Origin of the sequence: Streptomyces sp. NPDC050625, assembly GCF_040654755.1 — a bacterium.
In the GTDB taxonomy this organism is placed as follows: domain Bacteria; phylum Actinomycetota; class Actinomycetes; order Streptomycetales; family Streptomycetaceae; genus Streptomyces.
Genome location: NZ_JBFAIQ010000001.1, coordinates 307,480 through 328,413 on the forward strand (window position 1 = coordinate 307,480; position 20,934 = coordinate 328,413).

General features: G+C 71.2%; 19 protein-coding genes. 14 read left to right on the top strand and 5 right to left on the bottom strand.

What is annotated here, in order from left to right:
- The first annotated feature begins 75 nt into the window (after nucleotides 1-75).
- Nucleotides 76-636: a hypothetical protein gene (locus AB0I54_RS01465; protein WP_363293805.1), complete on the top strand. Its 561-nt coding sequence runs from the start codon at nucleotides 76-78 to the stop codon at nucleotides 634-636.
- 47 nt (nucleotides 637-683) lie between these two features.
- On the opposite strand, the gene AB0I54_RS01470 is transcribed toward AB0I54_RS01465, so the two are convergent.
- A complete protein-coding gene (locus tag AB0I54_RS01470; RefSeq protein ID WP_363293806.1) occupies nucleotides 684-1,178 on the bottom strand; it encodes a DUF1877 family protein in 495 nt (164 codons plus the stop codon).
- A 182-nt stretch (nucleotides 1,179-1,360) separates the two neighbouring features.
- On the opposite strand from AB0I54_RS01470, the gene AB0I54_RS01475 reads away from it, so the two are divergent.
- Nucleotides 1,361-1,756, top strand: coding sequence for a hypothetical protein (locus AB0I54_RS01475; protein WP_363293807.1), 396 nt, complete (start codon nucleotides 1,361-1,363; stop codon nucleotides 1,754-1,756).
- A gap of 152 nt (nucleotides 1,757-1,908) precedes the next feature.
- Here AB0I54_RS01475 and AB0I54_RS01480 read toward each other — a convergent pair whose 3' ends face one another.
- Nucleotides 1,909-4,602, bottom strand: coding sequence for an N-acetylmuramoyl-L-alanine amidase (locus AB0I54_RS01480; protein WP_363293808.1), 2,694 nt, complete (start codon nucleotides 4,600-4,602; stop codon nucleotides 1,909-1,911).
- Nucleotides 4,603-4,807: 205 nt separating this feature from the next.
- Between AB0I54_RS01480 and AB0I54_RS01485 the strand changes: the two genes are divergently transcribed.
- The 8 genes from AB0I54_RS01485 to AB0I54_RS01520 all read left to right on the top strand — a co-directional run bounded on the left by AB0I54_RS01485 (nucleotide 4,808) and on the right by AB0I54_RS01520 (nucleotide 12,003).
- Nucleotides 4,808-5,272 carry a hypothetical protein gene (locus AB0I54_RS01485; RefSeq protein WP_363293809.1) on the top strand — a complete coding sequence of 155 codons (465 nt, stop codon included), beginning with the start codon at nucleotides 4,808-4,810 and terminating at the stop codon, nucleotides 5,270-5,272.
- An 822-nt stretch (nucleotides 5,273-6,094) separates the two neighbouring features.
- On the top strand, nucleotides 6,095-6,772 hold the full coding sequence (locus tag AB0I54_RS01490; protein ID WP_363293810.1) for a hypothetical protein: 678 nt from the start codon (nucleotides 6,095-6,097) through the stop codon (nucleotides 6,770-6,772).
- A gap of 164 nt (nucleotides 6,773-6,936) precedes the next feature.
- Nucleotides 6,937-7,365 carry a hypothetical protein gene (locus AB0I54_RS01495; protein ID WP_363293811.1) on the top strand — a complete coding sequence of 143 codons (429 nt, stop codon included), beginning with the start codon at nucleotides 6,937-6,939 and terminating at the stop codon, nucleotides 7,363-7,365.
- A gap of 92 nt (nucleotides 7,366-7,457) precedes the next feature.
- Nucleotides 7,458-8,165 carry a hypothetical protein gene (locus AB0I54_RS01500; protein WP_363293812.1) on the top strand — a complete coding sequence of 236 codons (708 nt, stop codon included), beginning with the start codon at nucleotides 7,458-7,460 and terminating at the stop codon, nucleotides 8,163-8,165.
- Between the two features lie 322 nt (nucleotides 8,166-8,487).
- A complete protein-coding gene (locus AB0I54_RS01505; RefSeq protein ID WP_363293813.1) occupies nucleotides 8,488-9,117 on the top strand; it encodes an RNA polymerase sigma factor in 630 nt (209 codons plus the stop codon).
- Nucleotides 9,118-9,159: 42 nt separating this feature from the next.
- Nucleotides 9,160-9,888 (top strand): hypothetical protein, encoded by a 729-nt coding sequence (locus tag AB0I54_RS01510; RefSeq protein ID WP_363293814.1) that lies wholly within the window; start codon nucleotides 9,160-9,162, stop codon nucleotides 9,886-9,888.
- A gap of 361 nt (nucleotides 9,889-10,249) precedes the next feature.
- Nucleotides 10,250-10,912: an RNA polymerase sigma factor gene (locus tag AB0I54_RS01515; RefSeq protein WP_363293815.1), complete on the top strand. Its 663-nt coding sequence runs from the start codon at nucleotides 10,250-10,252 to the stop codon at nucleotides 10,910-10,912.
- A complete protein-coding gene (locus AB0I54_RS01520) occupies nucleotides 10,912-12,003 on the top strand; it encodes a hypothetical protein (RefSeq protein ID WP_363293816.1) in 1,092 nt (363 codons plus the stop codon). The genes AB0I54_RS01515 and AB0I54_RS01520 overlap by 1 nt, the downstream gene beginning before the upstream one ends.
- A 251-nt stretch (nucleotides 12,004-12,254) precedes the next feature.
- Here the strand turns inward: AB0I54_RS01520 and AB0I54_RS01525 are convergent, their stop codons facing one another.
- Nucleotides 12,255-13,088, bottom strand: a complete 834-nt coding sequence (locus AB0I54_RS01525; protein WP_363293817.1) for a L,D-transpeptidase family protein — start codon at nucleotides 13,086-13,088, stop codon at nucleotides 12,255-12,257.
- An 82-nt stretch (nucleotides 13,089-13,170) separates the two neighbouring features.
- On the opposite strand from AB0I54_RS01525, the gene AB0I54_RS01530 reads away from it, so the two are divergent.
- Both AB0I54_RS01530 and leuE read left to right on the top strand, forming a co-directional pair.
- The gene (locus AB0I54_RS01530; protein ID WP_363293818.1) at nucleotides 13,171-14,751 is read left to right on the top strand and encodes a methylmalonyl-CoA mutase family protein; all 1,581 of its coding nucleotides are present in this window, start codon (nucleotides 13,171-13,173) and stop codon (nucleotides 14,749-14,751) included.
- A 49-nt stretch (nucleotides 14,752-14,800) separates the two neighbouring features.
- The gene (leuE, locus tag AB0I54_RS01535; RefSeq protein ID WP_363293819.1) at nucleotides 14,801-15,451 is read left to right on the top strand and encodes a leucine efflux protein LeuE; all 651 of its coding nucleotides are present in this window, start codon (nucleotides 14,801-14,803) and stop codon (nucleotides 15,449-15,451) included.
- A 25-nt stretch (nucleotides 15,452-15,476) separates the two neighbouring features.
- Here leuE and AB0I54_RS01540 read toward each other — a convergent pair whose 3' ends face one another.
- Nucleotides 15,477-16,589, bottom strand: a complete 1,113-nt coding sequence (locus AB0I54_RS01540) for a S1 family peptidase (RefSeq protein ID WP_363293820.1) — start codon at nucleotides 16,587-16,589, stop codon at nucleotides 15,477-15,479.
- A gap of 225 nt (nucleotides 16,590-16,814) precedes the next feature.
- Here AB0I54_RS01540 and AB0I54_RS01545 point away from each other — a divergent pair, with 225 nt between their 5' ends.
- Complete coding sequence (locus AB0I54_RS01545; protein WP_363293821.1) at nucleotides 16,815-17,798, top strand: glycosyltransferase family 2 protein; 984 nt, start codon at nucleotides 16,815-16,817, stop codon at nucleotides 17,796-17,798.
- Nucleotides 17,799-17,827: 29 nt separating this feature from the next.
- Nucleotides 17,828-19,201 carry a polysialyltransferase family glycosyltransferase gene (locus AB0I54_RS01550; RefSeq protein ID WP_363294346.1) on the top strand — a complete coding sequence of 458 codons (1,374 nt, stop codon included), beginning with the start codon at nucleotides 17,828-17,830 and terminating at the stop codon, nucleotides 19,199-19,201.
- 584 nt (nucleotides 19,202-19,785) lie between these two features.
- On the opposite strand, the gene AB0I54_RS01555 is transcribed toward AB0I54_RS01550, so the two are convergent.
- Nucleotides 19,786-20,934, bottom strand: coding sequence for an acyltransferase (locus AB0I54_RS01555; protein WP_363293822.1), 1,149 nt, complete (start codon nucleotides 20,932-20,934; stop codon nucleotides 19,786-19,788).

A 20,934-nucleotide genomic window follows, 5' to 3' on the forward strand; every position in this document is an offset into this window, starting at 1 on the left:
CACTACCGGCCCATCGCACGCAGTAAGGGGAAGTGCGGGCTCCGTAAGGTCGGCGCCCTGGCGAGGGAGGCGTGGATGAGCCTGGTGGAACTGATCGCGCAGGCCGACGAACGCGGACTGGCTGCCAGCGGGTTGGCTTGTTTGGATCGGTGCGTCCCCCTGCTGGGCGGCGACGACGAGGTCCTTCGGCCGGTCTGGGCAAGCCTGACGGACGGCGGTGGCGACTGGGGCGAGTGCCTGGAGAAGGCGCGCGCCGCGCTCGACTCGGCCGACCCCGACGAGCCCGGCGAGGACGAGGCCGCGCTGCTCGCCCGCCGGATGCTGGGCGCCGCCCCGGCCGTGCGCGACGCCGCCGAGATACGGGTGTGGGCCGACGCCTGCTCGGTCGCCTCGCTCCAGATCCACCGCCTCCTCGACCCCGCCGAGGACGGTGCCGGCTCCGTCGACCAGCGCCGAGAGGGCCGTACGGAGGGCATGTCGCCGCTGGTCGCCGCCGAACTGCGGCGCCAGGTCACCGTCCTGGAACTGCTCGCCGAGCACGGCGCGGGCGGGCTGCGCCGGGCGCTGGAGGTGTCGGTCGAGGGGCGGCGGGTGCTGCGCGCGGTCGTGTCGCGGCGGGCACGCGGCCGGGCCTGAGGCCCAGCGCACCGCCCGCCTCGGCACGCTTCACCGCACGAGCCGCTTCACCGCACGATCCACTTCACCACTGCTTCGCCGTAGTGAGCCGCCTGTGCGTAGAACGCCGACAGATCCCGGTGCGCCGACTCGAAGGCGGCCCGGACCTGTGACTCCGTGTCGGCATCGGCATCGCGCGGCACGAGATCGTGCCGGGCCAGACGCCACAGCGACTCGAAGTCGATCGAGTCGAGGAATGCGGCGACCCGGTCCGCCTCCGCCGCGGTGAGCAGCAGGAACGGCGGCTGGGCGGGGTCGGGGTGACAGACGCGGCGCCCGCCGAGCACCACGTCGGTCTCCGGACCCTCCATGTCATGGCGCAGCGAGGCGCCGACGTAGAGGAGATCGTGGTCGAGATACCGCTTGTCCAGCATCTCTTCACGGTGCCGGTCGAGCCGCACCCGCACCGTGTTCCAGTCGTCCTCGAACAGCCTGCGCAGCCAGTTGGCGCTGTTGCGCAGCGCCGGGGCAGGTATCGCGCGGAGATGGAAGTACGTGCTCATCACTCAATGGAGCGCACCGGAGGCCCCAAGCATCACTCACAGGCAAACCCGAAATCCTGAGCGGATCCTGTGGGCGTTGTGCGGGCGCGCTGCGCCGGTCCTGCACCGGTTGCGGAAACGGCCCGGATCTCGGTGACGAAAACGCCGCTGACCTCGCTCTACCGAATGTGACTGTCGAGTATGTGAGAACACAGCAGGAGACCAGGCCGCATGCGGCGGCGAAGCCGGTGCGGTGGGCGGCCGACGCGGTGGCGACCATGCGTGAGGGCGCGCGGGTGCGGCTCGACTACTCGGCGCAGAGCCTGTGGCGCGTCGACCGGCTGATCGAGGACATCCGGCGCGAGGACGCACCGTACGCCGCCGTCGAGAACGTGCTGCGCGCTCTGGGCGCGTACGCCGGTGAGGTGATCGTCCGGCAGACCGGCGCCGAGTGGTGGGCGACCGGCGGCGACCACTGGGTCCGTACGTCCGACGGCCGGCTCTGGGACCCCATCGCCGAGGCCCGCCGCTGCTTCGACGGGCAGGGGTCGCTGCGACTGCTGTGCCGGGACGCGACGGCCGCGTCCGCACGGCTCTGACGGGTTGCGTCCGCACGGCTCCGACAGTCCGCGTCCGCACGGCTCGGACGAGCCGCATGCGTACGGCTCGGGAAAACAGAAATGCACACGGCTCGGAAAAACCGAAGGCCGGGGCCCCGCTGTGCGGGACCCCGGCCGACTGCTGAACAGGGTTACGGCGTCAGCGTCTGGCCCAGCCGGGCCCCCGCCGGTGTGCCCAGTGCCGACCTGCTGAGGACGAGGGTCTGGCTGTAGCCGAGGCCCGTGCTGTTGCTCGGCAGGTACATCAGGATGCCGTCACCGGCGTCCTCGCCCTCCACACCGAACGTCAGATCGGCGCGCCCGTACCCGGACAGGTCCGTCAGGGACACCGACGAGCCGAACCGGTCGTCGGTCTCGGTGCTGCCCGGGACCCCCGTGGTGTCCTGCGAGACGAGGACCGCGCCGGAGCCGGTGAGACCGGCGGCGCTGCCCTTGACCAGGAACGCCGCGCCCGCGTTGGAGCGGTTCACGCCGTCGCGGGTGAGGTCCTCGCCGGGGGCGCCCGCGAGCACGTCCTGGTAGCCGTCGGCGTTGAAGTCGCCGACCGAGACGGCGGTACCGAAGGCGTCACCGGACTCGTCCGCTCCCGGGACGCCCGTCGTGTCCTGGTGGATCACGGTCATGCCGGTGGTCGTGAAGCCCGTCGACGTGCCCGGGACCATCGTGACCTGGCCGCCCGCCTTGCCGCCGGACTCGCCCGCGACCGGCTGGCCGATGACGATGTCGTCGTAACCGTTGCCGTTGACGTCTCCGGCCGCGATCGACCGGCCGCCCTTGACGGAGATGACGCCCGCCTTGGTCAGACCCGTCGCCGAGCCTGCGAACCGGACCACGCGCCCGATGCCGCCCGCGTCACGGTAGTTGAGGGCCACGTCGCCGTAGCCGTCCCGGTTGAAGTCGCCGGTCGCGGCGTCCAGATAGGCCACCGAACCCGTGGCGGTGGTCAGGGTGCCGGCGGTGGTGGCGCCACCGGTCAGCCGGACGTTCCAGTTGCCGCCCTTGCCGGTGCCGGCCGAGAACACGTCCGCCTTGCCGTCGCCGTTGAAGTCGCCGACCGTGACCGTGGAGCCGAGCTTGGCGCCCGTGGCCGTGACACCCGACGTGGTGTACGAGAAACCGGAGTTGAGACCCGGCCCGTACAGCACCGTCACGGCGCCCCGGTCCGCGTGGCCGCTGGTGTCGTCCTCGCCGGGCGCGCCGATCGCGAGGTCGGCGTAGCCGTCGCCGTTGACGTCGCCCCAGGAGGTCGAGGTGCCGAAGGCGTCGCCGCTCTCGGAGGAGCCGGGGACTCCGGGGCTGTTCTGGGTGAGCGTCACCTTCGACGCCTTGACCGGCCCGTCGACGCCGCCCGGCACGACGGTCACCGAGTTCGCCTTGGGGGTGCCGGCGACCAGGTCGGTGATGCCGTCCCGGTTGTAGTCCGAGGTGCGCAGGGCGTGCGAGACACCCGGCGTCCTGGCCAGCGTGGCGATCAGGGGGAGCTTCTTGTAGAGGTTGTCGCCGGGGCAGGCCGTGGTGTTGGTGTCCCGGTGCCCGAAGACGCGCGGCAGCGTGACGGACGTGCCCTTCGCGACCTTGTTGCCGTCGACGCCCGCGGCGCTGCCGGAGGTCAGCGTCACCTTGCCGGTCGGGTCGACGCCGTACATCCCGAACTTCCAGGCCACGATGCGGGCGATCGAGTCGAGCGCGGCCCGGGACGGCTGCGCGCTCATGTAGTTGCCGATGTACGAGATGCCGACCGTGTTGGTGTTGAACCCGATGTCGTGCGCGCCGATCACCGGCAGGTCCGCGCCGCCGCTGCGGCCCTCGAAGATCTGGCCGCAGCGGTCGACGACGAAGTTGTAGCCGACGTCGAAGTAGCCGCGGGCGAAGTGCTCCTGCTGGATGGTCCGCATACGGCCACGGGACTCGGCGCAGGACAACTTGTTGTCGCTGTCGACGCCCGTGTGGTGGATCACGGCGGCCTTGATCTCGGTGCCGTACTCGGGTGTGCCGTTGTAGGCGGTGGAGGCGCCCCACTCGGCCTGCGTGATGATCGGCGGCTTCGCGACCGTGGAGGGGCGCGGGGCCGGGACCGTGCTGGACGGGGACGGCGAGACGGACGCGGAGGCCGAGTCGGACACGGAGGCCGAAGGCGAGTCGGACGGCGGGTCCGTCGGGACCGGCGGGTCGCTCGGCGTGACGGTCTCGGCCGGCGAGTCCGTCGGCAGCGGGGAGCCCGTCGGTGCCGCGGAGTCCGTCGCCGGGGCGGTGGTCTCCTCCGCGAACGCCGCGGGCTCCGTGGCGCCCTTCGGGTCGGTGCCCGGGTCGAGCAGTCTGACGTCCATGCCGGCCGGCTGGCCGCCCGCCTCGGTGCCGTCGGCGTTCACCAGGCGCACCTGGACGCCGTCGGAGTCACCGGTCCACAGCGAGGCCGTACCGCCGCGCACGGCACCGGCGGCCCGCTGTGCCTCCACTCCGTCGGCCTGGAACGGATCGTCCGCCAGCCGCTGCCACCCGGACCACTTGCCCGTCTCGATGTCCCGGGTGCGCACCTCGGGCCTGCCCTTGGCGTTCACATGGGCGTCGTCCCAGGTCAGCAACAGCGCGCTGAACCGGTCGGTGCGCTGCTGCCCCAGACCCTTGCGGCCGGCGCCCCGGCTCTCCAACTTGACCGTGTGCACGGCCGCCTTGCGGCCGGCGCCCTTGCCGTCACTCTGCGCGCCGGGATCCGCGATCGCATAGGTGACGGCTCCCGCGCCACCCAGGACGACGGCTCCGAGCGTCAGCCACGCCCTCCGCTTGAGACTGAGCGGTCTGTACGCACGCGTCCTGCGAGGACTCAACTACCCCACCCCTAGAAACGAACCACGATGACACCACCTGTCACACAGGCGATACTTGTAAAGCGCAAAGAAAGGCCCGGACGTCACCCGACGGGCCGAACTTCCCGTAGGCGGACGCGTTTTGGACGTGCTTGCCGCGCATGGCGAGCGAGCAACTGGTCACACAGCGTCTGGGGCAGCTACTCGTACTCGATCGGGAGGTGAGATGAACATCCGTGCCATGCGGCGCATGGCCGCGGGCCTGCTTCTGGGTCTGCTGTCACTGCCGGCGGTCGCCTCGTGCGGCGAGGAACCGAAGAAGCACTTTCCGGGCGCCTTCCCGGGCACGCACACCGATGTGAGTGCGGCCAAGGCGTTCCGTGACTTCGGCCTCGATGTGCCCGCGTCGGCGAAGGTCGTCGGGTATTACGCGTGGTCCGCGGACGACGAGTACCCGATGGCGGCCGTGCTGTGGATGCCCTGTCCCGCGGTGTCCGGCTTCGTCTCCGGCAGCGGACTGCGCAATGCCTCCTCCCGGGACGGAGCCATCGCCGGTGTCCAGGCCTTCGCGCGGGACCACGGCTGGACCGACGGCGACGAGGACGAGCGCTACCTCCGGGACGGGGACGAGCCGGTGGGTGTCCTGACTCACCGGACGGGCACGGAATGCAAGGTGTACGTCCACACGTGATGAACGTGCGGACACTCGGGGACGTGGTGGTCGTCGCGTCGGTCGTCTCGGCCCTCGCGATCACCCCGCGTGCCCTGGCCTGTTCACCGTCTACGTCCTGCGCGTCCACGACGGGGACCCGTCGTTCGTCGCGCGGTATCTGCCCGTCGGGTGGTTCGCTCTGGCGTCGCGGAATTCCGCCCTGAGCCATCTGGCCGGGCAATTTCCCGCGCCCGGGCTTCTTGCGCCGAGCGTGCTGCGGGTGCAGGCCTTTCTGGAACTGCCCTTCGCGGCCCGAACTCCCGCCTCGGTGCATGGGTTACGGCGCCGTCAGGCCTCCGGGCGGTCAACCTCCCGCGGGCCTCCTGCTGGCCGGGAGACTGGGAAGCGCTGTCCTGGCCGGAACGGCGCCGCCTGCCTGGCCGCCTGGTTGACGCCCCGGTCCTACTACGAGGTCAAGCTGCTGTCGGCGGCGGCTGAGCCGGCAACCAGGCCTGCTCTGTCTCACTCGCCCCGTTTCATCCACACGCTCGCCGTCTTCTCCGCCGCTGCTGTATAACCGGGCCTCCATCGAACTCACCATCTCTGTTGAAGGGTTGATTCGTGCTGCCCGGAATCGGAATATCCCCCTGCCCGAGTGGGCGTCGTGCGCTCGGTGTTGTGTCGGTCGCGGTTGCCGTGGCCGTGTCGGCCGGTTGCTCATCGCAGGGCGGCGAGCGGAGGCCGGCCGGGCGGCACACTTCCTCCAAGCCCGCGCAGACAGAATCTGCGCCGAAGGGCACACCGAAGGCGAGGCCGGAGCCGAAGACCGCCGCGCAGTTCGTCGCCCGTGCCCGGGAGGCCATGGGTGCCGAGAAGGGGTGGACGTTCGCCCTGCGGGGCAGCGAGTCCGCCGTGATGCAGGGGCAGGCGCCGTCCGGGGCGACGTACGCCGCGACCGTGCACCGGACCACCGCCCCCGTCGCGCTCCGGCAGACCGGCACGATCACCACCAGCAAGGGGGAGCGCAAGCCCGAGGTGGTGTATGTCGTCGGCGGCACGGGTTACGTCAAGAAGGGTGACGAGGGGTGGAAGAAGGGGGCGCTGTCCGAGCCCGATATCGCCGATGACGTCGAGGACCCCTTGGCCGAGCTGGACGCGTTCGCCGCGTACGCGAAGAGTGCGACGGTGAGTCGTACAGGGGCGGGCGTACGACTTCGGGTGAGCGCGTCAGGGTGGGGGTTGTCGGCTGCCCGCGGCCGTCCCGCGCTCAAGCGGGCCGTGCGCGAAGTGGAGCCCGCGCTGGCGCAGTTGCGCAAGGCGGGCGTCACGGCGACGGACGGCCAGATCACGCTGAAGAGCTTCACGGAGACGTGGGATCTGGGGGATGCGGCTCATGGGTATCGGGTCGCGGCACATCGGTACGCGTTCGCGTTTCATGTGCCGTTCCAGGGTGGGGACATCACAGTGAGTCAGGAGGTGCGCGCCGACAACCGTGGCGTGTTCAGCGGGCACGTGACCCTGCCGTCCGGTGTGAAGTGATCGGCGCGACGCACCCCAGGGTAAGAAGGTCGTACATCTGGTGTGAGTGCCCATGTGGCGATTGACACTCCTGCGACCTGTGATGTTGGGGAGTCAGGTTCCGCTTGGTGGAAGGGGGAACGAGACTCCGCTCCCTCTGATCCGAGCCAAGGGGGAACGTTGTCATGGGTGGAGTGGACACACGACCGTGCGCGGGCGAGATGCGTGCGTGCGCGGCTGCCTTCGTCGCCCGTGCCACCGTCCGCACCCGGCTGCCACTGGACTACTCCGAGCGCAGCCTGCGGGTCGTGGACTTCTTGATCGACGGGCTGCGCAAGGGCGGCGCCGACCGGGAACGGGCACGGGACGCTCTGTTCGGGCTGGGGGCGTACGTCGGTGAGGTGCTCGTGCGCCGCGCGGGGGCGGTGTGGGTGGACTTCGACGCCGGGCAGCGCGCCTACTTCGGGCAGCCGACGGGCGTGCGCATGCCGGACGGGCGGGTGTGGAACCCGCTGGGCAGGGTGCTCAACCGTTTCGAGGTGGGCGGTCCTGAGGACTCGTTGCAGACCTTCTGGCTGACCCTGCACGGGCGGGCGCGCCGCGAAGCCGGCTGACCAGGGCCCGGCACATGGGCGGTACAGGCCCGGCACACGGGCGGTACACGCGCGGTGCGCCAGGGGCGGCGGCAGCGCCTTAGGGTGTGCGGATGATCGAACCCGGTGTGACGGACATGTGCGCGGTACCGGCCGCCCACGCGATCGAGGTCGGGACCGAGCCGCTGGACCGGCCGGTGCGGAACTCGGTGGGCGGCTGGCCGTTCCTCGACGACGGCCAGGAGTGGCCGGAGTGCTTCTGCGGCGAGCGGATGGCGCTGTTCTTCCAGCTCGACATACCCCTGGACGTGGAGTCGTTCGGGGGAGACCACCTGCTGGTCTTCCACTGCCGCGCGCACAACGACGCATCCGACGCTCAGCTGGCGGATGGGCGGCTCGTGCCCCGGTACTGGGACGCTCCGCAGCCGCCCTTCCCGCGTCCGTTCTGGCGCGTGCTGCTGCAGCGCCACGCGGAGTTGCCGACGGCAGAACCCGAACCGTCCGTGCGCGCACTGCCGTTGACACTGCGGCCGTTTGCGGAGACCCCCGGCGAAGGGCGGGGGGCCCAGGTGTTCAAGGTGGGCGGTGAGCCGTCCTGGGCGCAGTATGCCGAGTACTACCGGTGTGCCTGCGGTGCCGACCTGGTGTACGTCTGTCAGGTGCCCGAGGGCATGGAGTTCGCCGTCCACCCCGGTCAACCGGAGCAGTCCTACAGCGTCCGCGCCGACACCTACGGCCTGTTCCTCGGCAACGAGGTCTATCTGCTGGCCTGCCCGGCCCACTGCGACCCGGCGGCGGTTTGGCCGGTGAACCAGCACTGACCTCCGCCTGGATGTCTGTATCTTCCTGCACACCTACAACCACCATCGCTGCCACACCGCACCGTGCACCTGCCCTGCGCGCGGCCGGGAAAGTCGAGCCGGTCGGAGTTCAGGGCGTCCAGCCAGTCGGCGTGGGTGGGGCGGCAGCGTAGGAGACGCCACTGACATCGGCCGGGGCCGGCGGGACTGCCGGAGCTGTGACAGATCTGTGAGCGTCGGCGCTGAGAAACGTGGGACGTGGGACACGCCTGTCGTGTCCCACGGCACGGATTCGCTGCTGGCGCGAACACGAGCGCGGGCTCGGCACGGACGAGGACGGTTCTTGGGCCAGGGAGGGGAACCCCGTCGCGGTCAGGCGTACGACGGGGAGCTGGGCGCGGCCGTCGCGCGGGCCCAGGAGGGCGACGAGGCCGCCTTCGCGGTCGTGTACCGGCTGGTGCAGCCCGGTCTGCTCGGCTATCTGCGCGGCCTGGTCGGCGACGACGCCGAGGACGTGGCCTCGGACGCCTGGCTGGAGATCGCCCGGGACCTGGGCAGGTTCAAGGGCGACGGGGCCGGCTTCCGCGGCTGGAGCGCGACGATCGCCCGGCACCGGGCGCTCGACCATCTGCGCCGCCAGCGGGTACGGCCCCGGGCGACGGCGCTGGAACAGGACGTACTGGAGCTGCCCGGCCGGCACAGCACCCATGAGCAGGCGCTGGAGGCCATCTCGACCGAGGGCGCGCTGAGCCTGCTGCGCGAACTGCCGCGCGACCAGGCCGAGGCCGTCCTGCTGCGGGTGGTCGTCGGCCTCGACGGCCCCGCGGCGGCACGGGTCCTGGGCAAGCGCCCCGGCGCCGTGCGCACCGCCGCGTACCGGGGGCTGAAGCGGCTGGCCCGGCGGCTCGGCGTCGGGGACGAGGCGGAAGGTGTGACGGAAGACGGCTCTCGCACGCTGGGGGAGTCGACATGAACAAAAGCGGCGGCGCACCGCCGGACAGGGATGGATGCGGACATGGGTGAACGGCGAAGCGGCGGCGGTTTCTCCGGCCGTCGGCGCGTGCACCCGAACGGCGCCGATTCCCGTGGGACGTTCGAGCCCGAGAACCTGGAGGTGCTCCTCGGTGCCGCCCTGCGGGCGGGTGCCGTCGACCCCGAGGCCGAGCAGCGTGCCGCGGACGCGTTCCGGGCCGCCCGTGACGCCGGGGCGCACCGGACGGGGACCCGGCGCCGGGACGACTGGCGGCCCCGTGAGCGCGGGCGCGGACGGCGCTCGGTGAAGACCACGGTGGCGATGGCGTTGGCGAGCCTCACCCTGGGCGGCGTCGCGGTCGCGGCCATCGGCACGGTCACCTCCCACGGCGGGAACGACGACGGGCATCGTCCGGCACCGGCGACCGGCACCACCGACGGGCCCGCAGTCCGCCCGTCCCGCACGTCGCTCGCGCCGTCCGGCCCCGGGGCCCACGGCCGCCCGGACACCGCCAAGGACACCCTCGCCCACTGCCGTGCCTATGAGCAGGTCAAGGGCCGTGGCAAGGCGCTGGGTTCGACGGCCTGGCAGCGGCTGGTGCGGGCATCGGGCGGCGAGCAGAACGTCGCGGCGTACTGCGCCCGGCAGTTGGCGCAGGCGGTCGACAAGGCGGCGACCCGGTCCGGCAATCCGGGCAAGGGGAACAAGGGCGATAATTCGGGCGGTTCCGGGAAGGGCAGTCCGAACCCGAACTCCACCAAGAAGAAGTGATTCCCGACGGGAAGAAGTGATTCGGCTCACCCGGGGATTGACCGTGGTTCGACCGCGGGTGGCCGGATTCGTGCTGCCGAGGCAACGGCCGGAGCCGCCACCCCCCACAGGAGAGGCCCCGGCCGTCGCGCGGCACGGGCCGCGCGGCGACCCGTACTTCCTACAGCGCCATGAGTGCGTTTTCTGTCACACCTCGGTGCGTCACGAGTTAGTTGCATCTTGTACGGACATGGACGAGGAGCGGTTTCAGGTCGTAACGTGCCTTTCGCGTCGAGCGCAGATGCATGACCAGTGCATCGATCGGCGGACTCGAAGCCGCGACCATCTACTGAAGCCGCGACCATCTACTGAGGAACCACGGGTGCTGGGGGACGACGCGGAGCTGACCGCCGCGGTGCGTGCGGCACAGGACGGGGACGAGACCGCTTTCCGGACTGTGTACCGCGCGGTGCATCCGCGGCTGCTCGGTTACGTACGGACGCTGGTCGGCGATCCGGACGCCGAGGACGTGACGTCCGAGGCCTGGCTGCAGATAGCCCGTGACCTGGAGCGGTTCAGCGGGGACGCGGACCGGTTCCGCGGCTGGGCGGCCCGTATCGCCCGCAACCGCGCGCTGGACCACATACGGATGCGCGGCCGCCGCCCCGCGATCGGCGGCGACGAGACCGAACTGACCGGCCGGGCAGCCGAGTCCGACACCGCGGGCGAGGCCATCGAGGCCCTGGCCACCGGCAGCACCCTCTCCCTCATCGCGCGGCTCCCGCAGGACCAGGCCGAAGCGGTCGTCCTTCGGGTGGTCGTGGGCCTAGACGCCAAGACCGCGGCCGAGACGCTCGGCAAGCGCGCGGGCGCCGTACGCACGGCCGCGCACCGCGGATTGAAGCGGCTCGCGGAGCTGCTCGGGGAGGATCCGGAATCGGCCGGAGTGCTCGACGCACTGCCCGCCCAGCGAGAACCGCGCCGCCGCCCGGTGACGTCCGCCACTGTGACGCATACGCGAGCGCGGACGCAGAAGGACATGTGATGGCCGACGAGCAGTACAAGTGGCTGGACCGGGAAACGGCGGAACATCTGCTGCGCGGTGAGTCGCTGGAAGCCGTCGACGCCGCCGCCCGCGAGCAGGCCGAGCGACTCGCCAAGGCCCTCGGCGCACTCTCCCCCGACGCCACCCCGCCCACTGCCGAACTCCCCGGCGAGGAAGCCGCGTTGGCCGCCTTCCGCAAGGCGCGCGAGGCCACGGCCGCCGAGGAGTTCGCCGTCGGCCGCGGCACCGAGTCCGCCACGCGCCGCACCGGCCGCTCCTCCGAGGTCGGCCTGGTCCGCATCGGCGGCCCGTCCCGCGCCGCCCGCCTGCCGCGCTCCCGCCCGCGCTGGGCCCGCCCGGCACGCCTGGGGCTCGCCGCCGCGCTGGCCGCGGGCATGCTCGGCGGGGTCGCCGTGGCCGCCGGAACCGGAGCCCTGCCGACGCCCTTCGGCGACGAGAAGTCCGGGCCCGGGGCCTCGGTCTCGGCCGCCGCCACCCCCGACCGTCCGGCCGGCTCGCCCTCGCGGGACAGCGTGCAGGGCGGTACGTCCGGTGCGCCCACGCCCGGCGGCACGGCGGGCGGCCGGCCGAGCGGCGGCTCCTCGCGCGGCACGGCGGGCAAGGACGGCGAGGCCGGCAAGGACGGCAAGGGCACGGACAAGCACGGCACCCCCGGCACCGCCGACGGCACCGGCACCTGGTGGCGCGGTGTGGCCGAGGCCTGCCGCGACATCCGGGACGGCAAGACCGTGGGCTCGGACCGCAGGCGCGCTCTGGAGGGGGCGGCGGGCGGCTCCGCTCGGGTGTGGAAGTACTGCGAGGCCGTCCTGGAGGCCGCCGCCGACGCCCCCGGTGAGAATGCCGACGGCAAGGGCGGCGACGGCCATGGCGACCAGGGCGACCGGGACGGCCAGGGCGACCAGGACGGCCACGGACGGGACGGGCACGGCCGTCATCGCCGCGGCGGCAACGACCACCACCAGGACGGCGGGGTCGGCCTGCCCGCACCGACGGCCTTCGGCCCGCAGCGGCCCACCGGTCCCGACCGGGCACCCCTCCCGTCGCCGAGCCCGACGTACAGCGCGCTCTGACCTCTCTGGCCTCTCTGACCCCTTCCTGCGCCTCTGACCTGCGTTTTTATAACTCGCAGAAGTTTTTTCGCGCGGGGTGTGACGTTTTCAGCCGCTCGCACGCAGTAATGAGTGAGCCGACTGGTCATCGGCCGTCGCACTGAGCCGGGGTTCCCCCCGTACCTACGGCTCGTGCACCTGGCGCGGGCGGGACACGTTCCCCCGGTCCCGCTCGCGCCCCGAATCTCCCCGGTCCCGGAATCTCCCTGGTCTCACCAGTAGACGACGACCTTGTCACCGGTCCGCACCTGCGCGAAGAGCTTCGCGATCGCCGCCTCGTCCCGCACATTGACACAGCCGTGCGAGCCGCCCGCGTAACCGCGCGCCGCGAAGTCGTACGAGAAGTGCACCGCCTGGCCGCCGCTGAAGAACATCGCGTACGGCATGGGGGAGTGATAGAGCGTCGACACATGGTGGCGTGACTTCCAGTAGATGCTGAACACGCCCTCCCGGGTCGGTGTGTACTGCGCGCCGAAGCGCACCGACATGGTCGACACCGTTCGGCCGTCCACCATCCAGCGCAATGTCCGGGTCGTCTTGCTGATGCAGAGCACCCGTCCGGTCAGACAGCGCGGGTCGGGCGCGGCGGTCGGCTGACCGCCCATCAGATACAGCTCCCAGGTGCCCGGCTCGTGCGTCATCCGCAGCAGCCGCTGCCAGGTGACGAGGTCGGTCTTCCCGGTCCGCGGCAGCCCGCGCTTGCCCTGGAAGCCGCTGACCGCCTTCTCCGTCAGATCGTCGTACGTCCCCGTCGGCCCGTCGAAGAGCCAGGCCACCTGGCGCAGACGGGCCTGCAGTTCGCGTACGGCCGTGCCGGTGTCGCCGCGGGACCACAGCACACGGGCGGGCTGCGGGGCGGGCCGGCTACCGGCCGGGGCCGTGGTGGGGCCGGGACTGGAGCGGGGGGTGGGATCGGCCGGCAGCTGGACGTGCACCGGCGAGTGGTGCTTGCCGTCCGCGTCCGGGACCTGCACCGTGCAGCCGCACAGCGCGGCGAGTGCGGCGGCCGAGGTGAGTGCGGCGGTTGTTCTTCCGAGGCTCCCCATGCCGGAAATGCTTCCCAGCGTGACCGCCGGCGAACTACGGGGCATCGTAAGGAGTGACGAATGTAATGCGGAGGCACAAACCATGGCGCGTGAGTCGGAGTCCGGACTGCCCATCGAACCCGTCTACGGTCCGCGGGATCTCGCGGGCCGGGACCCCGCCGAGACCCTGGGCGAGCCGGGTGCGTACCCCTTCACCCGCGGCGTGTACCCCACGATGTACACGGGCCGCCCCTGGACCATGCGGCAGTACGCCGGCTTCGGCACGGCGACCGAGTCCAACGCCCGCTACAAGCAGCTGATCGCGCACGGCACGACCGGCCTGTCCGTCGCCTTCGACCTGCCCACCCAGATGGGCCACGACTCGGACGCGCCGCTCGCCCACGGCGAGGTCGGCAAGGTCGGCGTGGCCATCGACTCCATCGACGACATGCGGGTGCTGTTCGGCGGAATCCCGCTGGACAAGGTGTCGACGTCGATGACGATCAACGCCCCGGCCGCGCTGCTGCTGCTCCTGTACCAGCTGGTGGCGGAGGAGCAGGGCGTGCCGGCGGACCGGCTCACGGGCACGATCCAGAACGACGTCCTGAAGGAGTACATCGCGCGCGGGACGTACATCTTCCCGCCCAAGCCGTCCCTGCGGCTGATCGCGGACATCTTCAAGTACTGCCGGACCGAGATCCCGAAGTGGAACACGATCTCGATCTCCGGCTACCACATGGCGGAGGCGGGCGCGTCGCCCGCGCAGGAGATCGCCTTCACGCTCGCCGACGGCATCGAATACGTCCGTACGGCGGTATCGGCGGGCATGGACGTCGACGACTTCGCGCCCCGGCTGTCGTTCTTCTTCGTCGCCCGGACCACGATCCTGGAGGAGGTCGCCAAGTTCCGCGCGGCCCGCCGGATCTGGGCGCGGGTGATGCGGGAGGAGTTCGGCGCGAAGGACCCGAAGTCCTGGATGCTGCGCTTCCACACCCAGACGGCGGGCGTCCAGCTCACGGCCCAGCAGCCCGAGGTGAACCTGGTGCGGGTGGCGGTCCAGGCCCTGGCCGCGGTGCTCGGCGGCACCCAGTCCCTGCACACCAACTCCTTCGACGAGGCGATCGCGCTGCCCACGGACAAGAGCGCGCGACTGGCCCTGCGCACCCAGCAGGTCCTGGCCCACGAGACGGACGTGACCGCGACGGTGGACCCGTTCGCAGGTTCGTACGCCGTCGAGCGGATGACGGACGACGTGGAGGCGGCGGCGCTGGACCTGATGCGCAGGGTCGAGGACCTCGGCGGCGCGGTCGCGGCGATCGAGCGCGGCTTCCAGAAGGAGGAGATCGAGCGCAACGCGTACCGCATCGCCCAGGAGACGGACGCGGGCGAGCGGGTCGTGGTCGGCGTCAACCGCTTCCAGCTGCACGAGGAGGAGCCGTACGAACCCCTCCGCGTGGACCCCGCGATCGAGGCCCAGCAGGCGGAGCGGCTGGCGAGGCTGCGTGCCGAGCGGGACCAGACAGCGGTGGACGCGGCACTGGTGGCCCTGAAGAAGACGGCCGAGGGCGAGGACAACGTCCTGTACCCCATGAGGGCGGCACTGCGGGCGCGGGCGACGGTGGGCGAGGTGTGCAACGCGCTGCGGGAGGTCTGGGGGACCTACGTGCCGTCGGATGCGTTCTGATGAGGACCGGCCGGAGGGACTGTCGTACCCCCGTGCGACACTCCTTTCCATGTTCGGCGTCATCGATCTCCCCACCTATCTGGCAGGCCTCGTCCTGATCGTCCTGCTCCCCGGCCCCAACTCCCTGTACGTGCTGTCGGTGGCCGCCCGGCGCGGCATCCGGGCGGGCTACACCGCGGCGGCCGGCGTCTGGTGCGGGGACACCGTGCTGATGACGCTGTCGGCCGCCGGGGTCGCCTCGCTGCTCCAGGCGAACGCCGTGCTGTTCGGGATCGTGAAGTACGCCGGTGCCGGATATCTGACCTGGCTGGCGATCGGCATGCTGCGGGCCGCCCGGCAGATGTGGCGGACCCGGCGGGAGAAGGCCGTGGAGGACACGGCGCCCGCCGCGGCCACCGACGAGCGGCCCTTCCGGCGCGCGCTCGTCGTCAGCCTCTTCAACCCCAAGGCGATCCTGTTCTTCGTCGCCTTCTTCGTGCAGTTCGTCGATCCGGGCTACGCCTATCCGGCCCTGTCCTTCGTCGTTCTCGGCGCCTTCGCCCAGCTGGCCAGCTTCCTCTATCTCAGCGCGCTGATATTCAGCGGCACGAAGCTGGCGGATGCCTTCCGGCGCCGCAAGCGGCTGTCCGCGACGGCCACGTCGGCGGCGGGGGCGCTGTTCCTCGGGTTCGCGGTGAAGCTGTCGCTGGCGAGCTCGTAGGACGTGCACGACCGTCCGGCCCAGGTCAGAAGACCTCCATCCCGTACCAGGCCAGCGCCTCGTTGACCGGCTGGTAGTAGCTGTAGCAGGCGCTGTCGTTGGACCCGGACAGCAGACCCAGGGCGGCGTCGCCGGCGAACAGCGGTCCGCCGCTGTCACCGTGGTTGCGGCAGATGGCCGCCACGTCCATGCCGGTGACCGTCATGCCGTCGGTGTAGTTGATCGTCTGGTTCTTCATGCCGATCAGGTTGCAGTCGTACTTGCTCCGGTAGCCGGAGGCGCAGGCGGTCTCGTAGAGCCTGCTGTCGCGCGAGTAGGAGATGTCCTGGGCCGCGCCGTCCTTGGCCTCGACGTTCCCGTAGTACGTCACGCTGCCGTTGTACGCCCGGATCAGGCCGAAGTCGTTTCCGCTCGCCACGTTGTGCCCGGTCGTGTAGCCGATGTAGGTGCCGTCCGACTTCCGCCAGTCGGTCCCCGAGGTGTTGGTGCAGTGTCCGGCGGTGAGGATCGCCTTGTAGTTCGGGTCCGACTTCTTGCGCACGGTGAAGCCGTACGAACACGAGACGACGCCGTTCTCGATGTAGTCGCCGCCGTTGATCGCGCCCGCCGTGCGCTCGGTCCTGCCGCTGACACGGATCACCTTGGCGGCCTCGCCGAAGGGCGCGAGGTACCGCTTCAGCGCCGCGACGTCCCGCCGGCCGACCGTGCTGTCGGCGCGGACCACCACCTGGTTGGTGGGGACGTCGACGCCCCACATCGTCCCCGGCGTTCTGAAGCGGCGGTCGAGGCCGTTCTTGATCGACTCCAGCTGGGCGGTGCCGTAGGTCACCCGTCTCGGTATGGCGCCGGCCTCCTCGACCGCGGCCGCGGTCTTCGCGTCGGTGACGGTGACGACGAAACGGCGCTGGACACGGTCGAGATAGACGCCGGCGGTGTGGGACCGGCCCAGGCGGTCGGCGAGCTTCTGCGCCGCGCCGCCGCTCGGACCGCCGGCCACGGTCACGTCGTGCACCGGACGGGCGCTCCGCGCCGGGGCGGACTCCGGCTGGGCGACCGCGTTCGGCGCCACGGCCAGTGCGCTGCCGACGAGGGAGACGGTCATCAGGGTCTTCGTGCTGAGCGGGAATTTCCTGAACACGGCTTTCAGGTCCTCCGGTCAGATGTGCGTCGATTTTTTGTTCGACGCAGCGGAGGACCGAGTGCATCAGCCGGACACGGCTTTGAGGTGGCGGAACGCTTAATTCACTTTCCGTCTGCAATGTCATTCCGTGTTCACCTGGAAGTCGTCGTCCGGTCGTGTCCGGGCGACGGAGCCGCCTCAGGATCGCGGAGATATTTCCGAAGCGAGCACGGGTGTGCACACGTGGCCAATGAACCGACCCTGTCCGTCATCGTCCCTTGCTACAACATCGAGACCTATGTCGCCGACACGGTGACCAGCCTCGTCAACAACGCACGGGACGACTTCGAGTTCCTCTTCGTCGAGGACCGGTCCACCAAGGACCGGACCTATGAAGCGCTGCTGACGCTGACGAAGAAACTGAAGAACAGCAGGGTGATACGGCACGAGCGGAACGGTGGACTGGCCACCGCGCGCAACACCGGCATCGACGCGGCCGAGGGCCGCTACCTCACCTTCCTCGACGGCGACGACTGGCTCGCCCCGGGCTATCTGGCCGACCTGGTCGACTGCGTCCAACGCTTCGACGTCGACTTCGTCCGCACCGACCACGTCCAGGTCACCGGGGTCGAGCGAGCCGTCCACCGGGCCCCGGAGGGGCGCCGGCACACCCCGCTCGACCCGCGGACCTCGATCCTCCCCGTCGACGACACCACGATGGTCGACTACCCGTACGCCTGGGCCGGCGTCTACCACCGCCGGCTGCTCGACCGCGGCCTGCTGCGCTTCCACGACGGACTGCGCACCGCCGAGGACCGCCCCTGGATCTGGGAGCTGCACCGCAGGGCGGACTCCTATGTCGCCGCCAGCCTGCGCGGCGTCTTCTACCGCCGGGGCGTGTCGAGCTCGCTGACCCAGATCGGCGACGTCCGCCAGCTGGACTTCTTCCGCTCCTTCGACCTCGTGCTCAGCGAGCTCGCCGGCGACCCCGAGGCGGACCGGCTGCGCAAGAAGGCGCTGCGCAACTACTGCGTGGTCATCGCCCACCAGCTCCTGGACCGGGGCAGGTTCGAGCGCAGCGTCGCCGCCAAGCTGCGGCAGCTGGCCGCCGAGGCCCTGGGCCGGATGACCGAGGAGGAGCTCAACGAGGCCCTCGTCGGCATGGGCGAGGAACGCGTGCACATACTGCGGCGCATCCGCGGCGGCATGAAGGGAGTCGCGGCATGAGCGGCACGGGACCGAGCACGGGTATGAGCATGAGCACCAGCACGACGAAGACCTCCGGCGGCACGACGCAGATCTTCTTCTCGGCCACGCAGTACGCGGCCGCCACCGTCACCGCGGCCCTCCGCGCCGGGCTCTTCGGCCCCCGCGCCGCCCACCGGCGCATCCTGGTCGTCAGCAACACCGCCGCCGTCCCCGAGGTCGGCACACCGCTGGACCGGATGGCCGGCTTCGAGAAGCTGCGCCCCGAGTTCGACGAGGTGCGCTCGTGGAACGAGTTCATCTCCCCGCACCACCCGGCCGGCTGGTCCCCGCGCGCACAGGACGCCCTCCTGTGGGAGAAGGCCGTACGCCTCGCCTGGGACCTCGGTGACGAGCCCGTCGAGATCGCCTGCGAGTCCATCCAGGCCAATCCCTCCCGCGCGGTCGCCGAGATCTTCGCCGACAGCCCGATCCACGTCTACGCGGACGGCCTGATGAGCTACGGCCCCACCCGCAACCGGATCCCGCACGGCATGAGCAGCCGCATCGCCCGCGTCCTCCACCTGGACCTGATACCCGGGCTGCGCCCGATGCTCCTGGCCGAGTACGGCGTCGAACCCCAGCCCGTGCCCAACGAGGCCATCGTCGACGTCCTCGCCCAGATCGGCGAGGAGGGCGCCGACATCCTCGCCGACCGCATCCCCGTCGAGGGCCGCCCCACCGCCGTGCTCCTCGGCCAGTACCTCTCCGCCATCGACCTCATCACTCAGGACGAGGAGGAGGAGCTCCACGTCCGTATGCTGCGTGCCGCAGCGCGGGCCGGGCACCGGAGCGTGCTGTTCAAGCCCCATCCCAGCGCGCCCTCGGTCTACGGCAGGTCGCTGGAGGAGGCTGCCGAACAGCTCGGGGTACGGCTCAGCGTCCTGAGCGAACCCGTGCTCGCCGAGACCGTCTTCGCGCATCTGAAGCCGGAGCTGGTCATCGGCTGCTTCTCCACCGCGCTGATGACCGCCGCCGCCTTCTACGACATCCCCGTCGCCCGCGTCGGCACGGAGCTGCTCCTCGAACGCATCACCCCGTACGAGAACAGCAACCGCGTCCCCCTCACCATCATCGACGCTGCCCTCCCCGACGCCGAGAGCGCCACCCTCGGCACCCCGCTCGAACTCGCCTCCCTGAGCGCCGAGCTGGGCCCGCTGGTGCGCACCGTGGGCTACTGCATGCAGTCCCGCAAGCACCCGGGCCTGCACGAGGAGGCGGCCGCCTGGCTCACCGCCCACCTCGCCGAGTACCCGCAGTACTTCAAGAAGCGCCGCCTGACCAGCCTCCGCCTGCCCGGCGGCAGCCCCATCCGGGCCGAGTCCCTGCGCCGCCACCCGGCGGTACGGCGGGCCGTACGACAGATACGCGCACGCCAGAGCTGACGCACGCACACGGACCCGGATGCCGGTGGGACATCAACGTCCCACCGGCCTCCGGCCGTTCACCGCAGCCGCTCCACCCAGCGGTGGATCAGCCAGGCCAGGCCCAGCAGCACGGTGACCGTGGCCGCGGGCGTGGGCCAGGTACACGGATCGGGAGGCCGGTGGGGACATCAGCACCCCACCGGCCTGCGGCCGTTCACCGCAGCGCGAGGACCCGCGGCCCGTGTGTCACCAGTGCCTGCTTCAGCCGGGGCCCGAACGGCTGTTCCACCCAGCGGTGGATCAGCCAGGCCAGGCCCAGCAGCACGGTGACCGTGGCCGCGGGCGTGGGCCAGGCCCGCAGGCCGGGAGGCCGGTGGGGGCATCAGCACCCCACCGGCCTGCGGCCGTTCACCGCAGCGCGAGGACCCGCGGCCCGTGTGTCGCCAGTGCCTGCTTCAGCCGGGGGCCGAAGGGCCGCTCCACCCAGCGGTGGATCAGCCAGGCCAGGCCCAGCAGCGCGGTGACCGTGGCCGCGGGCGTGGGCCAGGCCCGCAGGCCGGGAGGCCGGTGGGGGCATCAGCACCCCACCGGTCTCCGGCCGTTCACCGCAGCGCGAGGACCCGCGGCCCGTGTGTCGCCAGTGCCTGCTTCAGCCGGGGGCCGAAGGGCCGCTCCACCCAGCGGTGGATCAGCCAGGCCAGGCCCAGCAGCACGGTGACCGTGGCCGTGAGCGTGGGCCACGGACCCAGCCCCAGAGCACGGTGCAGCGCCCGGATGACGAACCAGCCCAGATGCTCGTGGATCAGATAGAAGGGGTACGTCAGCGCCCCGGCCACCGTCAGCCAGCGCCAGTTCGCCCAGCGGGTCCAGCCCAGCGCCACCGCGGCCACGGCGGCGAAGGCCAGCGTGACGACGAGGAGGATGACGTACGGATCGCGGTGGAAGGCGTCGCCCTGCGCGCCGGGGTGCCACAGCGCGGTCGTCGAGTAGCGCTGGCCCAGCAGCCAGGAGACGGCGACTATGCCCCACAGGAGCAGATCGCTGCCGTAGCGGTGGATGAGATAGAGGGCGAGGCCGCCGATGAAGAAGGGTGCGTGGTCGCGCATCACCAGCGCGTCCGTGAGCGGGTGGTCGGCGACCCGCGCGAACACTCCGGCCAGGGTCCACAGGCAGCAGAAGATCACCACCCGGCGATAGGTGACCCCGCGCCAGACCACGAACAGGGCGAACAGCGCGTAGAAGCGCACCTCGACCCAGAGCGTCCAGCACACGCCCAGGACCCGCGGCACGCCCATCGGCTGCTGGAGCATCGTCAGATTGACCAGGAACTCGTCGAGCCGCAGGGGACGGACGACCACCGGCAGCAGCAGGGAGGCACCGGCGACCAGGAACAGCGCGGCCCAGTACGCCGGGTACAGCCGGGCGACCCGGGAGCGGAAGAACTGGCCCAGGGTGCGGCCCCAGCTGCTCATGCAGATCACGAATCCGCTGATGACGAAGAAGAACTGGACGCCGAGACAGCCGTACGTGGCCGCCTGGGAGAGCGTGGGGAAGAGGCGGGCGGGGGACCCGTGCCAGGACCCGGCGACCGGGCCGCCCTTCCCGGCGAAGTGGTAGAGGCAGACCATCAGCGCGGCCAGCAGCCGCAGGCCGTCGAGGGCGCGCAGCCGGTTGTCGGTTGTGCGCGGGGGCGGGGTGGGAGGGACAGGGTTCGGGCGGGTCGGAACCAGGGTGGGGTTGGACGCGTTCAT

Coding starts and splice junctions, on each gene's coding strand:
- AB0I54_RS01490 (WP_363293810.1), top strand. CDS start 6,095: ATGGGTGCCGAGAAGGGGTGGACGTTCGCCCTGCGGGGCAGCGAGTCC.
- AB0I54_RS01470 (WP_363293806.1), bottom strand. CDS start 1,178: ATGAGCACGTACTTCCATCTCCGCGCGATACCTGCCCCGGCGCTGCGC.
- AB0I54_RS01485 (WP_363293809.1), top strand. CDS start 4,808: ATGAACATCCGTGCCATGCGGCGCATGGCCGCGGGCCTGCTTCTGGGT.
- AB0I54_RS01520 (WP_363293816.1), top strand. CDS start 10,912: ATGGCCGACGAGCAGTACAAGTGGCTGGACCGGGAAACGGCGGAACAT.
- AB0I54_RS01530 (WP_363293818.1), top strand. CDS start 13,171: ATGGCGCGTGAGTCGGAGTCCGGACTGCCCATCGAACCCGTCTACGGT.
- AB0I54_RS01495 (WP_363293811.1), top strand. CDS start 6,937: ATGGGTGGAGTGGACACACGACCGTGCGCGGGCGAGATGCGTGCGTGC.
- AB0I54_RS01550 (WP_363294346.1), top strand. CDS start 17,828: ATGAGCACCAGCACGACGAAGACCTCCGGCGGCACGACGCAGATCTTC.
- AB0I54_RS01500 (WP_363293812.1), top strand. CDS start 7,458: ATGATCGAACCCGGTGTGACGGACATGTGCGCGGTACCGGCCGCCCAC.
- leuE (WP_363293819.1), top strand. CDS start 14,801: ATGTTCGGCGTCATCGATCTCCCCACCTATCTGGCAGGCCTCGTCCTG.
- AB0I54_RS01555 (WP_363293822.1), bottom strand. CDS start 20,934: ATGAACGCGTCCAACCCCACCCTGGTTCCGACCCGCCCGAACCCTGTC.
- AB0I54_RS01525 (WP_363293817.1), bottom strand. CDS start 13,088: ATGGGGAGCCTCGGAAGAACAACCGCCGCACTCACCTCGGCCGCCGCA.
- AB0I54_RS01510 (WP_363293814.1), top strand. CDS start 9,160: ATGGGTGAACGGCGAAGCGGCGGCGGTTTCTCCGGCCGTCGGCGCGTG.
- AB0I54_RS01465 (WP_363293805.1), top strand. CDS start 76: ATGAGCCTGGTGGAACTGATCGCGCAGGCCGACGAACGCGGACTGGCT.